We start from the raw sequence: 15,050 nt of genomic DNA on the forward strand, positions 1-15,050 counted from the left end.
GTCAACCGTAGTCAACAAATAAAAAATAACTGGAAAGACGACGGATATAGAGGATGATAAATGCCGCCTGAGATATTGAAAGCAAGCTGGTTAAACCGCGAACCTCAGTTCTCTGCGTTTACGAATGGATTATTACTGGATTTTTGGAATACCAGAGACGAACGGGAATTTATAGGCGTTGATAATATTCCTATCCGTTATGTCTCTTTCTGTTCGCCCCATCATGATAAGACATTGGTGATATCTCCGGGTCGTAGTGAAAGCTATATGAAATACCCGGAAGTGGCTTACGATTTTTACCATCTGGGCTACAACATCCTTATTATTGATCATCGCGGTCAGGGGCTTTCAGGCAGAATGCTGACAGATCCTCAAAAAGGACATGTTGAAGCATTTGAACACTATGTGGATGACTTAGCAAAATTCATCGAATTAGAAATCGTTCCACTTCAATCGCATCGCTGTTATGCCCTCGCTCACTCAATGGGCGGGGCCATACTGAGTTCTCTTCTATTACGCCAAGAATCAATATTTTGTGCTGCGGCACTGTGTGCACCCATGTTTGGTATTAACTTACCAATGCCTCGCTGGTTGGCAAATTTTCTGGTCAACCAGGCAGAACCTTACCCTAAAAGACGTAACAGATATGCGATATCAACAGGGCATTGGCGACCATTGCCCTATTTTATCAACCTGTTAACTCATAGCTATGCACGTTATCAGCGGTATCTACGCTATTATGTTGATTATCCTAAGTTACGCCTTGGAGGGCCGACTTACCGTTGGATGCGTGAAAGCATGCGAACGGGAGATAACTTAATTGAAAATGCAGGAAAAATTCAGACACCACTTATTGTTTTAGAAGCTAGTGAAGATAAGGTAATTAGTAATCGGGAGTTATTGGCTTTTTGCGAAGCGCGTCAAAAAGCCGGAGCGGGAAAAGAAGAACATAATCCTCTGGTTATCCAAGGGGCACACCATGAAATCCTGTTCGAAAAAGATGTATTACGGGCGCAGGCCCTTAATGCGATTTGTGATTTTTTTGATCAACACTGATTTATACCCAATAGATTTCAAGAAAGATGCGGGTATCGCTTAGGAATTTGAACCATGTACTATGTTGTTGCTTCAGACTTAGATGGCACACTGTTATCTCCCGATCACGTATTAACGCCGTATACTAAGAAAATTTTGAATCTTCTGACAGATAAAGGGATTCATTTTATTTTTGCGACAGGGCGTCATCACATTGATGTAGGGCAGATCCGCGATGGATTGGGCATTAATGCTTACATGATCACATCGAATGGGGCGAGAGTGCATAATACGCAGGGAGAATTGGTGTTCAGCCATAATCTGGCACCGGAAATTGCCCGTGATTTATGTTTGCTGGAGTTTGATAACCCAAACGTTTTGACCAACTACTATAATAATGATGAGTGGTGGGTTAACCGTGAAAGCTCGGAACAAACTGAATTTTTTAAGGTGTCTGATTTCCATTATCAGCTTTTCCAACATGAGAATTTTCCTGTTGATGGTGTGTGTAAGGTCTATTATACCAGTGAAGATCATGATTATTTGATTCAGCTGGAAGAGAGAATTGAAGCGCGCTGGGGAGATAAAGTAAACGTGAGTTTCTCTCTAAGAAATTGTCTGGAAGTAATGTCAGGAGGCGTATCCAAAGGGGAAGCATTGGCGCAGGTCTGCCAATCCATCGGGTATCAATTAAGTGACTGTATTGCTTTTGGTGATGGAATGAATGATCTGGAAATGCTGAGCGTCGCGGGTAAAGGTTGCATTATGCAGGGTGCCCATCAGCGCCTGAAAGACATTTTGCCGGACATGGAAGTGATAGGCTCTAATGCCGATGATGCGGTTTCGTGTTATTTGCAGAAAATGTATCGGGTTTGATATTCATTTAAGTAATCAATTGAAAACAGCACCCTGATGGGTGCTGTTTTTTTGCATTCATATTAGGGCGTGTTGACATTTGATGAAGGGAATTTGAACGGCATGATAATTTGGTATCCTTGTTTGCGCTAAAAAACCCTTAACCAGAACTATCATGCTACGACGAATGTTATCAGATCCTGTGTGGGATAAGCTATCCCTATTCATGCTACAAAGCAGGCTCGTCTATCATAAACCAGAACATCGCCTGGCTCTTGAAGGTATCCTTTTTCGAATGAGAACCGGGATCCCTTGGCGCGAACTGCCTTCTGAGTACGGGAAATGGAATACGGTCTTTAAGCGTTTTAATGAATGGTCAAGGAAAGGTATTTTTGATTTATTATTCAAAGAATTCTCTAAAGACTCTGATACGGAATGGCTGTTCATTGACAGCAGTATTGTCCGCGCTCATCAACACAGTTCAGGCGCAGCATCAAAGAAAGATGAAGCGATTGGGAAAAGCCGGGGAGGACGCTCAACTCAAATCCATTTGGCCGTAGACAGTTATGGACTGCCGGTTGATTTTGAATTGTCCGGGGGGCAAGCTCACGATATTGTTCATGCGGAAAATTTGGTGGTGCAGTCACCGCCTTCGGACTTTGTGATAGCTGACAAGGGGTACGATAGTCAGGCATTCAGAAATGATATCGAACAACAAGGGGCAACAGCGGTTATTCCCTACCGAAAAAATAATCGAAAATCGGATAAAAAGATTGATAAGGGTTTATATCGTTATCGTCATTTAGTCGAAAATGCGTTTGCCAGAATCAAACATTTTCGTGCAATCGCAACAAGATACGATAAATTGGCGCGAAATTACGCCAGCACATTGGCACTGGCATTTGTCATGATATGGCTACCCATGTGGGTCGAGTAAATGATGAATACAAAACGTCAACACGCCCTAGTAACGATAATTTTTTGTTTTGATATAAGAATACCCACTGATTTTAACATTTTATCTATGCTCTACAAATAATAGTGTTGTTAATTTATTTAATTTTAGGAAAAATTTCTTATTTTTAAACATATTTTTTTCCTAAATATAGTTTTTAATTTGGCTTTGGTATCTTTATTAGAAGAGAATTCTAAAATATGTATAAATAAGCTTTCAAAATAGTAGATCACTTGAAGGGAACTCAGCCCGGTTTTTGCGATCTGATTAATCGCCAAATCAAAAAAATCCCAAAATGGACTGAGTAATGCCAATCATAGCACCCATACCCCGAAGTGAACGACGTCAGATGAAAAAATTTATTCATAAAACCCGGGATAAAGATTATGCACGCCGACTCATGGCACTCTTAATGTTACATGAAGGCAAGACCGTTTCTGCCATCTCCAGAACCCTTCATTGTTCACGTTCTTCGGTTAATCGTTGGATAAATTGGTTTACATTATATGGGCTGGAAGGATTAAAAAGTTTACCGTCAGGAAGACCTGCTATCTGGAATTTAGCACCACTTTTTAGTTTGCTGTCGTTCTTATTACAGCACTCCCCACAGGATTTTGGCTGTCTGCGTTCACGTTGGAGCATTGAGCTGATTACTCGAATAATCAATGAATTATTCTGTTTGTCGCTTTCGCAAAGTACGTTCTATCGTTATTTCTGTCAGGTCGGTATTGTCTGGCGAAGGGCAGCACCTACCGTAAAAAAGCCTGATCCTGAGTATGACGAAAAAATGGCAAAAATCACTGAAGCTTTATCCAACGTGTCAGAACCACATCCTGTTTTTTACGAAGATGAAGTCGATATTGACCTTAACCCAAAAATCGGGGCGGACTGGTGTCTGAAAGGGCAACAAAAACGGGTCATGACGCCGGGAAAAAATCAAAAACACTACCTCGCGGGCTGCCTTGACGCCCAAACAGGCCAAGTGACTTATGTCAGCGGTATAAAGAAAAATTCTGATTTATTTATCAACATGTTAAAGGAACTGAATGGCCAATATCGCCATGCAAAAAACATCACGTTGATTTTAGATAACTATGGCATTCATAAAAGCCGGAAAGTCAGGGCATGGCTAAAACAAAATCCTAAATTTAATTTGTTGTTTTTACCGGTCTATTCGCCATGGATAAATAAGATTGAACGCCTATGGCAATCATTGCATGAAACCGTCACACGGAATCATTGTTGTCAGTATATGTGGCAACTCTTGAAATGCGTTGAAGCGTTTATTAACGCATTTTCATCAGGGCAACAACCGGGAATGAGAAAAATGGGTGTATCACTATTATGAAAACTTATTTATACGCATAAAGATAATGTCATATGTTTTTTTTGGTTAAAAATTGCTCAAATGAGTGTGTTGGAGGATGGGTTTATTAAAATAATCTAATTTTTGATTAGTTAGGTTTTAATGTTTTATTCTGATTTTTTTAGAATGTTTTCTATTGGTAAATGGGAGTTATTATATTTTTATAAATATCTTTTTTTTATGTTTTTTCATTATCATTAAATAAATTTTAATATAAGATGTCTATTTTTTGTATCTTGCAAAAAATAATTTTTATCTTAGTATTCTGGATTATAAAAATAATTATAATTTTTAATTTCCATAATAAATCTACTCGAGTAGATAAAATGAAGCTCGATATAAAAATATAACTATGAAAAAATAATTTTCCGATTTATAACATCGGCATTGATAAATTACTGTTCCAACATTCAGGGAACATTTATGCAGTTTGAAAATGTAGTTTCGCCCTTTATGGGAAAACGACATGCATCCGAAGTGTGTTTGTTGACTCAAAAAGGGCGAAAAGATTTTTGTCGAGCAGTTTTTTCTTGTTGGTTAGGTACAGCAGTAGAATATGCTGATTTTGCACTTTATGGGTTAGCTGCGGGGATGATCTTTAGTGATGTATTTTTTCCTAATATGACACCAGCAGTAGCATTGCTTTCTAGTTTTGCAACGTATTCTGTTGGGTTTATTGCAAGACCAATTGGGGCCTTATTGTTTGGATGGTTGGGAGATCGTAAAGGGCGAAAAGTCGTTATGGTTGCGACAATAGCGCTTATGGGAGGTTCAACAACACTTGTTGGTGTGATCCCGAGCTACGCTCAAATTGGTATTTGGGCTCCAATTTGCCTAGTTATTTTGCGCTTGACCCAAGGGTTGGGTGCGGGAGCTGAACTTTCTGGTGGAACTGTGATGCTAGGAGAATATGCACCGTCGAAAAAGCGTGGCTTAGTGTCTTCTGTTATAGCTATTGGTTCAAATAGTGGAGTGTTAGTAGCATCACTAGTTTGGTTGCTGATACTAACTATGGATCAAAAGGACCTCTTAGAATGGGGGTGGAGAATTCCATTCTTATCTAGCTTCTTACTTGTGATGATTGCACTGTATATCCGTAAGTACTTAAATGAGTCGCCAGTATTTCAACGTCATAAGATGGAGTCCGGCACTCGAAGTGTACAGTTAAAAGTATTTTCAGAGGAATTTAGCTACAAAACTGAATACAGTCATCGAAATTTTTGGAGACGGACAAAGGCATTTTGGATCATGGTTGGTCTGCGTATTGGTGAGAATGGCCCATCCTATTTAGTTCAAGGTTTTATCATTGGTTATGTTACTAACGCACTGATGATAGATAAATCCATACCTACAATTGCAGTGTTTATTGCTTCAATCTTAGGCTTTTTGATCATTCCATTGTCGGGATATTTATCTGATCGTTTTGGGCGTCGAATCGTTTATCGTTGGTTTTGCTTATTAATAATTTTGTACGCGGTACCTGCTTTTATCTTGTTGGAAAGCCGAGAACCTATTGCTGTTATTTTGACTATTATAGTGGGCATGGGGTTAGCTTCCCTCGGCATTTTTAGTGTTCAAGCCGCTTGGGGAGTTGAACTGTTTGGTATGACGAATCGTTACACTAAGATGGCTTTTGCAAAGGAAATTGGATCCATTTTATCTGGTGGCTCTGCACCATTAGTTGCATCTGCTTTGTTATCTTTTACTGGGCATTGGTGGTCTATCGCAATTTATTTTGTATTTATGGCAGGAATTGGATTTATAACAACGTTCTTTGCGCCAGAAACTCGTGGTAGAGATTTAAATTTGCCTGAAGATGCTATTTAATGCTTTAGTAACCTATCCCATCGTTAATAACTTTGGCATGAATTAACATTATTTGATTCGTGCCAAGTGTTTATTACATTTCAAATCATGGTATTTAACTCCTAAATTATTTAAATTATTACTTTCTCCTATACGTAAATTAAATATCATGAAGTTACATGTTAAAAGAGTGACTCGTACTGATGTTGCTAAAGAAGCAGGGACATCAGTAGCTGTAGTTAGCTATGTTGTTAATAATGGTCCAAGACCCGTTGCGGAAGCAACTCGGAAGCGTGTGTTAGAGGCTATAAAAAAAACAGGTTATCGTCCAAACGGTATTGCGAAAGCTCTTGTCTCTGGAACTACACAAGCTTATGGGCTTGTTGTACCAAATATATCTAATCCTTTTATTTCGTCTATAGCTCATGCCTTGCAACAAGAGGCTTTTAAGCATGGTCAGGTATTGCTATTGGGAGATTCAGGAGACGATAGAAAACGTGAAAAAGAGTTGATCAATAATTTGTTGCAACGTCAGGTTGATGGGTTGATATATGTCAGTGTTGATCGCCATCCTTGTATTGAGCTTATCCAAGAAAGTGGAACACCATATGTCATGTTAGATCGCGTTGATACGAATCTAAATGTTAGCGCGATTATTGTGAATGAGCGTCTTGCCGCGTTTAAAATTACTCAACATCTGGCTCAACATGGTTATCGTGATATAGCCATTATTTGTGGACCATGTGATATGTTGAATACACAGGACCGTATTGCTGGTTGGCGGGATGCATTACAACACGCCAACTTGGCTGTACATGAAGAGTGGATTTTTTCTACGGATTACACTCGCATGGGAGGTTATGAAATGACATTGAAGATGTTGAAAGGAAAGCGGCCGCGTGCTTTGTTTGCAACAAATGAGCTACAAGCGTTCGGATGTCTTCGAGCACTATCTGAGCAAGGAATAAAAGTACCGGATGATATGGCGCTAGTTTGTTTCAATGCTACACAACAATCGCAGTTTAACGTACCGTCTTTGACAGCAGTTCGTCAGCCGATTGATAGAATGGCAAAAACAGCTATCGAAATGTTGAAAACATGGAATGGAGAAGCTCGTGAGTGTGAATTTGAGTTTGATTTACAGATCGGTGAGTCTTGTGGTTGTACATCTATCGTAAAAGAATAAATATGCGTTTAATTATTGATTGTGATCCAGGGAATGGTATAGCTGGAGCTAATGTTGATGATGGTCTTGCATTAGCACTTGCCATAGCAGCACCGCAAATTTCTCTTGAATTAATTTCTACAGTAACAGGTAATACCCCCAGTGAAGTTGGTTATTCTGTAGCCAAATCTCTTTTGCAGAGACTAGGTAAAGATATTCCGGTGACATGTGGGGCCTCCCAAGGACTATTAGAACCTATGGATGTTTGGCGTGACAAGCTTGATCATGGTGTTGATCGGAACGGACTACGTTATCTATGGAAAGATGTTGTTCCTCCTAAATCATTTCCTTTAGTGGCATCATCAGCGGCTCAAAGTATAGGAGAACTTGTATGTCACAATCCTGGGGAAGTGACAGTTGTAGCGATTGGACCTTTGACTAACATTGCCCATGCTATGCAGTTATATCCTGATTTTCCGGAATCGGTAGCTGAAATAGTCATAATGGGGGGAGTGTTTGATGTCTCTGGTTATCAAAAGGATACCAATTTTGGAATTGATCCAGAAGCAGCACATATCGTATTAACAAGTGGTGCAAATATTACTTTGGTACCTATGGATGTCACGACACAAACTCAGATGCTACATTCTGATTTGGATTATTTATCCACATTTGATAATCCTCTTTGTGAATTTTTAGTTGAAACGATTCGCCCTTGGATGGACTATGCAATAGAAACAAGGGGATTAAAAGGTTGCTGGATCCATGATGCTTTAACAGTTGCATGGCTTATTGATAGAACAGTAGTTACTAGCACACAAAATTATGTGGACGTTGTTTTAGAAGGGAAAGATCGTGGAATGACGTTCATTTATGAGCCAGGATCATCATATTGGGATACAATTATCTCAAATAAGAAAAAAAAAACCTATCACAATATTGAAGACAGTGGATAGTGATCGATTCTTATCAATAATTTTCCACTACATTCAGAATTATTGATTTTTTCTTCTTTCATAATAAACTTTGTTATTAGATTTGATCTTTTAGAACAATTTCTTACATTAAATTAGTCAGTAGGCAGTTTGGAGTAACTGCCACTAACATTCCTTTTTATTGGGTTCAGGCTGGTCAAAATATCTCCTAAGCACTAACTAAAACCAACCTGGATTGCACCACAGCCATAAGATGATGCCGTATTGCTGATATACTACGGAATAAGATGCATCCCAATAGAGACGACAATTGAAGGAAAAAGATTTGATATCAGAAAAAAGGTTATCAGTAACCATGGCCTGCCGGATAAAAATTTCATATTATCTCGATCGCACTTTTTGAGTATTTGTGCTCTGAAATAGCTAATTGATATATTTTTAAGAGGGTTAATCTATTTTTAAATAACTTAATTTAATTATAAGGTTGCTAAATGAAAGTTGTTTTTATTGGTGGTTAATAATGAATTAAATGGCTTTTTTTTCCTGATAGATTTATAGATAACTTTGGTATGAAATAGATGAATATATATTTAACCCACTTTAAATTTTATCTTTGGAAGATTTTCTTAATCCATTATCTAATAATTACATTGTTAATTTCATATTCTTTCTTTAAGAATAGAGCGTAGACTTCAAGAGATGAGTGAGTATAAAATTCGGTATCCTTTATAGTTTGTCTCCTTTTTTATATAATTTGACCTTAAAGAGAAAATATCATGAATTGGTATTTTCAAGTTTTTAAAAATTATGCTGATTTTTCAGGGCGTGCGAGTCGTAAAGAATATTGGATGTTCTATCTGTTCAATATAATTATTTTTTTCGCAATCTGTATATTAGGTGCGATAATCGGTAATACCATTGGCTCTATAGTGATGCTTATTTATGCACTAGTTGCTTTTATCCCATTTCTTGCAGTGACAGTACGTCGTCTCCACGATACTAATCGTTCTGGCTGGTGGTTCTTACTGGTTTTTGTTCCAATTGGAGGCATTGTAGTATTTATATTCACTCTTTTAGAAGGCACTGAAGGCAGTAATGACTATGGTACTGATCCGAAAGCCATGCGTTAATACTTTAAAATTTCTTTGATTTTATTTAGTTTGCCATCGTCTCAAAAACGTCGTCTATTATTTTATAGCGGCGTTTTTTATAAATAAACACCGAATTTATTCTTAATATCAATGGGTTGCCTCTCTTTTGGCAAAATTACCATTGTCATGAATCAAAAAACTAATCTTGTCCCTTGTAATTGATTAATCGAAGAACGCATTGTTTTCATTGATTTCTCCCGCGAAGAAGTAAATAGCTCAATAAACCCCCCAGAACCATTACTGCCATAATTATCGGTGTCTGCCGGGCGATTCTGGATTCCAGTACAGCGCCGAAACAGACATATCCAAGAGGAACACTAAGAAAACGTGTGGAGGTAAATAGGGTCATTATCCGGCCAAATAAATTTTCTGGTACTCGGCGCTGAATTAAAGTGACTTCTACCGGTGCTGCAAAACCAATACCACAGCCGATGGCAAAAAGTTGGATAAATAGTACATACTGCTCACTGAATAGAGACAAAGATATGAAGCTTAATCCGAGCAGGCTGTAACCGGCCAAAATAATTCGGTAACTGGAAAAATGTTTGCCACAGATACTGTAAAGCAGAGAGGAAAGCGTTGTGCCTATACCAAAACATGTCATCGAAATGCCAAGACTGACAACGGAATTAAATTCGGTTTTATTTATGTAAGGCAGATAAATGATCAAGAATGGAGTGATAACAAAATTGATTATTGCGCTGAGGATCAGAACAGAAAACAGCTCCTTTTCTGACCTGATATAGCTGAATGCTTCAAGGAAATAACGATGCGGCAGAGAAGGTGATTCAGTCATTTGTTCTATATCGGCGATAAAGTGTTTTTTCAGAATGATGATCCCCAGTGCAACCACTAAAAAACTGACTGCATCAAAATATAAGGCGTTTATTGTACCGAGCATTGCGATGATCAGTGAACCAAAAACAGGGCCAATAAGATCACAGATATTTTCAATAGTGCTGTTTATTCCGTTAATTAACTCATTCTCTCTTTTATGCTGTTTTATCTCTTTTGCCAGCATGACATCTTTTGCCAGACGTCCTGGAGAATCCAGAATGGTTGAAAATATTAGCAGGATAGCCAATAGATAAAAATGCAGGATATCCATTGTATAAAACACAGGAATTAATAATACACTCAGGAAATTAACTAAATCAGATAGCATTGAGATGCGAAACGCACCATATTTATCCACCAACTGCGCGCTAAATAAAATAGAAAGTATCAATGGCACTATCTTGGCTGACATGACGACAGCAACCAGCAATGGGCTGCCTGATATTTCCAGAATCAACCACGGAATGGCAATTTCTGTAATGGTATTTCCCAGAATAGAAACACCATTTAATGCCAGTAAGCCACTTATTTGAAAAGGGATACGTCTTACCATATTTGAGTTTCTTCTTTCCTTAATTTCCTTCCCTAGTTTAATTAAGCCCTCACCTTACAGATCTCCTGGTTTACGGGGAGGATTACGGCCTGATGTATTGGTAGTCGCACTGCGAATTTCCTGTCCAAAAATATCAACACGTGCCTGAAATGGCGGGAACGGCAGGGTAATATCATGTTTGCGGAATTCCTGCAAAATATACTGATGCACTTCATGGCGGGCAGGCATACGGTGCCCCATTTCTGCGGCATAAGCACGCAGTTCATAGATCTGAATCCCTTGTTGCAGGTCAACCAGATAGGCTTCAGGCATCGGGTTATCGAGAATTAACGGGCACCGTCTGGCGGCAGTTATTAATATATCGGTTGCTTTCGCGGACTCTGTTTCCACGGGGACAGGAATAGTCAGGACAATACGGGTAATTGTATCTGACAATGACCAGTTGATAAATTGCTCAGTAATAAATGCCTTATTAGGAACGATAATCTCTTTTCTGTCCCAATCGGAGAGAGTGGTTGCCCGTGTGTTGATTTTCGTAATACTACCAGTCAAGCCACGAATAGTCACAGTATCGCCAATGCGGATTGGCTTTTCGAACAAGATCATCAGGCCAGAAATAATATTGCCAAAAATTTCCTGTAATCCAAAACCAAGCCCAACCCCCATTGCTGCAATCAGCCATTGCAGTTTCGACCATTCAATGCCCACTAATGAGAAACCGACAATCCCACCGATCAGGGTAATACTGTATTTGGTTAATGTTGTGATGGCATAACCTGTGCCCGGTGTCAGTACCAAATGCTGTAACAGTGCCAGCTCAAGTAGCGCGGGGAGGTTGCGGATAAGCTGTGCAGTGATAACAATAACCAGGATCGCGATCAGAACGGAACCCATTGTTATTGGCTGGACGGTATCAACACCGTTGATGGTTGTGGTGACATCCCATAGCCGGATATTTTCAAGGAAAGAGAAAGCAGAATGTAATTCTGACCACAACAGGATCAATGAAACCAGCGCAATCATGGTCAGGATAGAACGCATCAATCCCAGAGACTGGGCGCTGATTGCATCTAAATCGATAACGGGTTCTTCGACTTCAATAGAGCCTTCAACGCTGCTGTTAATATTGGAAGAATCTTCCTCACTTTTGGCACGTTGGGCAAGGATATCGGCACGACGCTGCTTCGCCCTTTCGAAAGCAATTTTACGACGTTGGATTAACATCCATCGACGAATAATGTGGTAGATGACCAGCAGGGAGAACCAGATGGCAACCGAAGTTTCTAGCCGGGCCAGCAATGCTTGTGACGTTTGCAGGTAGCCGAGCACGGATGCCAGTGCCGCCAGAATAGGTGCAGAGAGTAATATCCACCACAACACAGAGTTTATGATGTTTTCACCCGAACCATGTTTATTCATGTACAGTGGAATACCTGCACGTTTTAGCGTAATGGTAACCAAGCTCAGGAAAACACAGAGCATCAGGAAGCATAATCTGCCGAGTGTTGCGGCAAATTCACGCTCACTGTAATTGTTGAATGTGATAAGTGCCATCATAAGGGGCACAATCAGGAATATCGATAAACGATAAAACCGCATTGCCCGTTTTACCCGTTCTTCTGGCCAACGGAAATGGGCAATAAACAGGCCATTAGGATGGGCAAATGCTGCACTGAGCATGAAAATCCACAGGACAGGCGTTGTTTCACTGACACCGTTGCCAATTGCTGTCGCCATTGGGTACTGCCACGCATTTTTCAGGCCGTAGCCAATGGCTGACCAAAGCATCGGCAGAGGGAGAGCGGCGACAATCGACCAGAATACTGTACGCAGAGTAAGGGTGAAGTGATCTTGGGTCACTTTGCCAATACGGTTACTGGAACGTTCAAGGAAAGCATGGTACTGGCGATGTGAACTGATGCTGAAAATCACCAGCAATAATGTCCCAAGCAAATAAAGCAGCGTATCCTGCGTAGTCAGCATAACATGAATGGCGATGCCCAATTGGGAGAATGTGTCCAGAGAGATCAGACGGGTTAGATCCTTTACTACCCGCAGCGGGTAATCCAGTGAAATAGGGTCGACATCCGCAACCCAAAACAGATAACGGTGAGTTGCATCTTTAACTTCTTTCAAAGCATCATTTAACTGGCTGGTGGATACTTTGAGTTTTGTCAGCTCCAATATTTCGCTGTCATAGCCTGAAAGCAGAGAATTCAGTAACTCTTTTCTGGTACGGATAAGGGAATCATAAACCTGTTTTTGTGCCGGGGTCAGATTATTATATGCAACGGGAGTTTGCCCGCTTTCCCGTTGAGAGTTTTCCTGCATTTCTTCATATTTCAGCCTTTCGACCCGTAACTCCACTATGCTTCGGTCAAGTTGTTGGGATTTCGGAACATCCGGGATGTGGGTTAACTGTGTCCTTAAAGCTGCGCCCAGTGCTGTTGAATCACCTAGCCATTGCGCCTGTTCACGAATGGTATTGAGTGTCTGGCGTACCCGCAGAATATCATCGGCTGCTTTGCGTTGCTGTGAGCCAATGGAATCCATACGTTGGGTTTGCTGGTTAAGCATTTGTGACAAATGGCGGTTCTGCTGAAGTTCATCTAATAAAAATTGCGGCAGTTTCCCTCCATTCTGTCCCGCCAGCATTTCAGTATGTTCAAGGGCTGACTCTGCTTTTTGTTGCCGCTGAGCGTTTAATTGGCTGCGTAATTGCTGGAGTTGGAGATCCAGCCGTTGATAGCGTTTTTTGAATAATTCTGCCCGTAACCGGGCAATTTCCTGTCGGTTATTGGCAGAAAGTTGTGCCATCTCCAATTCATTAGTCACCGCTTTGCGGGCATTAACTTCCGCTTGTGCAAGGGTTAATTGGGCTTCACCCAACAGCGTGGGAGTAGGACTCAATGATTGAAGCCGGGAAGTTGCCTCGGTTAGCAGGCGCCTTGCTTCAGCTTGTTGTTGAGGTAAGAGATTGACTGAGTCATTGATTTCGCGGATTTTATCCTGTTCTTGTTGTAATTGCCGCTCTTGCTCCAGCAACTGGCTGCTGAGCTGGGTAATTTGCTGCTCTAAGCTGCTGATTGGCTGATTAGCCGGAATTGCAGGAGGAGGCTCACTTGCAGCCAGAATTTTCTGGCGCAACTCTTTAATGATTTTAGGGAAATCATCGATGGCTTGTTGATATTTCTCAATTCTTTCTTTAGAGGACTTGGTATCATTAACCCAGTTGATAGCCCCTTGAAATGCTTGCGCAACTTCCGCATCCTGTGGATTTTTACTGCCTTCAACCTGTTTTAGATTTTGTTTCAGTTGATTTTCATCCAGCTGTATTGTGGAAGCAAAAGCCAGATTCGCAATTAACAGGCTAAGAAGTAAACTGATAATCAGGCGCACAATAAGGGGCTCCTTGGTAATAAATTAACTGGCGTTATTTTGGTTCATGGAAACATCAGCGTGCTCAGTTTGTTCTCTCTCTTTGGTGATAGTTTGGGTGATAGTTTGTGCCAGTAAGTCACCCATCTGGGTTTGTGAACCACTGTATAAATTATTAGCAAACTGAATCTGATTAGGAGCAAACAGGTTGATCACGGTTGAACCAAGTTTGAAACGACCCATCTCTTCTCCTTTCTTGAGGGAAACGGCACCTTCTTCACCTTCTGCCGGATAAATCCAGCGTTTGATAATGCCTTCACGTGGAGGCGTCACACAGCCACTCCAGACGGTTTCTATGCTACCTACAATAGTTGCACCGACCAAAATTTGTGCCATTGGGCCGAAGGCGGTATCAAACAGGCAGATAACGCGTTCATTGCGTGCAAACAGATTAGGGACATTTGTAGCCGTCAATGGATTGACGGAAAACAGATCTCCCGGAACATAAATCATCTCTTTCAGTACGCCATCACATGGCATATGGACACGGTGATAATCTTTTGGTGATAAGTAAGTCGTGACAAACTGGCCATTGCGGAATTGTTCGGCAAGTTGGTATTGACCGGCCAGCAATGCTTCTACAGTGTAGTAGTGGCCTTTAGCCTGAATAATTTGTTCTTCCCGGATGGCTCCTAACTGGCTGATAGCACCGTCTGCGGGAAGAGCCAGTTGGTGAGTTTCATTGACAATAGGGCGGATACCCTCTTTTAATGGGCGGACAAAAAATTCATTGAATGTTGAATAAGCTTTAAAAGAAGGCTCTTGGGCCTCATTCATATCAACTTTATAAATTTTGGCAAAAGCCTGAATGGCTAGTTGTGTCAACCAACCCGCCTTTTTATTAGCAAACCAACCTGCTAAGTGAGTAATACATTGCTTTGGCAGTAAATATTGTAGTCTGATTTTAATATTGTCTGGCACATTAACCTCTTGGATTTTTTATACCCTTCTTTC

The 15,050-nt window shown here is 40.5% G+C and carries 10 protein-coding genes and 1 pseudogene; 8 read left to right on the forward strand and 3 right to left on the reverse strand.

All coding sequences use genetic code 11. The annotated features are described in order from the left end of the window. Nucleotides 1–60: 60 nt before the first annotated feature. The 8 genes and pseudogenes from pldB to BDD26_RS01605 all read left to right on the forward strand — a co-directional run bounded on the left by pldB (nt 61) and on the right by BDD26_RS01605 (nt 9,247). The gene (gene pldB / locus BDD26_RS01565) at nt 61–1,056 is read left to right on the forward strand and encodes a lysophospholipase L2 (RefSeq protein WP_038264613.1); all 996 of its coding nucleotides are present in this window, start codon (nt 61–63) and stop codon (nt 1,054–1,056) included. Between the two features lie 54 nt (nt 1,057–1,110). After that, the gene (gene yigL / locus BDD26_RS01570) at nt 1,111–1,911 is read left to right on the forward strand and encodes a sugar/pyridoxal phosphate phosphatase YigL (RefSeq protein ID WP_115825367.1); all 801 of its coding nucleotides are present in this window, start codon (nt 1,111–1,113) and stop codon (nt 1,909–1,911) included. A gap of 154 nt (nt 1,912–2,065) precedes the next feature. After that, nucleotides 2,066–2,827, forward strand: a complete 762-nt coding sequence (locus BDD26_RS01575) for an IS5 family transposase (RefSeq protein ID WP_115825368.1) — start codon at nt 2,066–2,068, stop codon at nt 2,825–2,827. A gap of 325 nt (nt 2,828–3,152) precedes the next feature. Continuing rightward, nucleotides 3,153–4,193, forward strand: a complete 1,041-nt coding sequence (locus BDD26_RS01585; protein ID WP_115825370.1) for an IS630 family transposase — start codon at nt 3,153–3,155, stop codon at nt 4,191–4,193. 471 nt (nt 4,194–4,664) lie between these two features. Further along, nucleotides 4,665–6,038 carry an MFS transporter gene (locus tag BDD26_RS01590; protein ID WP_370700719.1) on the forward strand — a complete coding sequence of 458 codons (1,374 nt, stop codon included), beginning with the start codon at nt 4,665–4,667 and terminating at the stop codon, nt 6,036–6,038. Nucleotides 6,039–6,186: 148 nt separating this feature from the next. Then, nucleotides 6,187–7,203, forward strand: a complete 1,017-nt coding sequence (locus BDD26_RS01595) for a LacI family DNA-binding transcriptional regulator (protein WP_038268277.1) — start codon at nt 6,187–6,189, stop codon at nt 7,201–7,203. A gap of 2 nt (nt 7,204–7,205) precedes the next feature. Beyond that, nucleotides 7,206–8,184: pseudogene (locus BDD26_RS01600) on the forward strand (nucleoside hydrolase). A gap of 709 nt (nt 8,185–8,893) precedes the next feature. Further along, entirely contained in the window at nt 8,894–9,247 is a 354-nt protein-coding gene (locus BDD26_RS01605) for a DUF805 domain-containing protein (protein ID WP_115825372.1), read from the forward strand. Nucleotides 9,248–9,452: 205 nt separating this feature from the next. Here BDD26_RS01605 and BDD26_RS01610 read toward each other — a convergent pair whose 3' ends face one another. Genes BDD26_RS01610 through asd form a run of 3 tightly spaced genes read right to left on the reverse strand, consistent with a single transcriptional unit; the run spans nt 9,453 to nt 15,017 of the window. After that, nucleotides 9,453–10,658, reverse strand: coding sequence for an MFS transporter (locus BDD26_RS01610; protein WP_115825373.1), 1,206 nt, complete (start codon nt 10,656–10,658; stop codon nt 9,453–9,455). 54 nt (nt 10,659–10,712) lie between these two features. Next, complete coding sequence (mscM, locus tag BDD26_RS01615; RefSeq protein WP_115825374.1) at nt 10,713–14,057, reverse strand: miniconductance mechanosensitive channel MscM; 3,345 nt, start codon at nt 14,055–14,057, stop codon at nt 10,713–10,715. 24 nt (nt 14,058–14,081) lie between these two features. Continuing rightward, complete coding sequence (gene asd, locus BDD26_RS01620) at nt 14,082–15,017, reverse strand: archaetidylserine decarboxylase (protein ID WP_244922627.1); 936 nt, start codon at nt 15,015–15,017, stop codon at nt 14,082–14,084. Between the last annotated feature and the right edge of the window lie 33 nt (nt 15,018–15,050).

The organism is Xenorhabdus cabanillasii (genome assembly GCF_003386665.1).
GTDB classification, from domain to species: domain Bacteria; phylum Pseudomonadota; class Gammaproteobacteria; order Enterobacterales; family Enterobacteriaceae; genus Xenorhabdus; species Xenorhabdus cabanillasii.

What these genes read in the sequence shown, in the direction of transcription:
- pldB (WP_038264613.1), top strand. Translation starts at nt 61, where the DNA reads ATGCCGCCTGAGATATTGAAAGCAAGCTGGTTAAACCGCGAACCTCAG.
- yigL (WP_115825367.1), top strand. Translation starts at nt 1,111, where the DNA reads ATGTACTATGTTGTTGCTTCAGACTTAGATGGCACACTGTTATCTCCC.
- BDD26_RS01575 (WP_115825368.1), top strand. Translation starts at nt 2,066, where the DNA reads ATGCTACGACGAATGTTATCAGATCCTGTGTGGGATAAGCTATCCCTA.
- BDD26_RS01585 (WP_115825370.1), top strand. Translation starts at nt 3,153, where the DNA reads ATGCCAATCATAGCACCCATACCCCGAAGTGAACGACGTCAGATGAAA.
- BDD26_RS01590 (WP_370700719.1), top strand. Translation starts at nt 4,665, where the DNA reads ATGGGAAAACGACATGCATCCGAAGTGTGTTTGTTGACTCAAAAAGGG.
- BDD26_RS01595 (WP_038268277.1), top strand. Translation starts at nt 6,187, where the DNA reads ATGAAGTTACATGTTAAAAGAGTGACTCGTACTGATGTTGCTAAAGAA.
- BDD26_RS01605 (WP_115825372.1), top strand. Translation starts at nt 8,894, where the DNA reads ATGAATTGGTATTTTCAAGTTTTTAAAAATTATGCTGATTTTTCAGGG.
- BDD26_RS01610 (WP_115825373.1), bottom strand. Translation starts at nt 10,658, where the DNA reads ATGGTAAGACGTATCCCTTTTCAAATAAGTGGCTTACTGGCATTAAAT.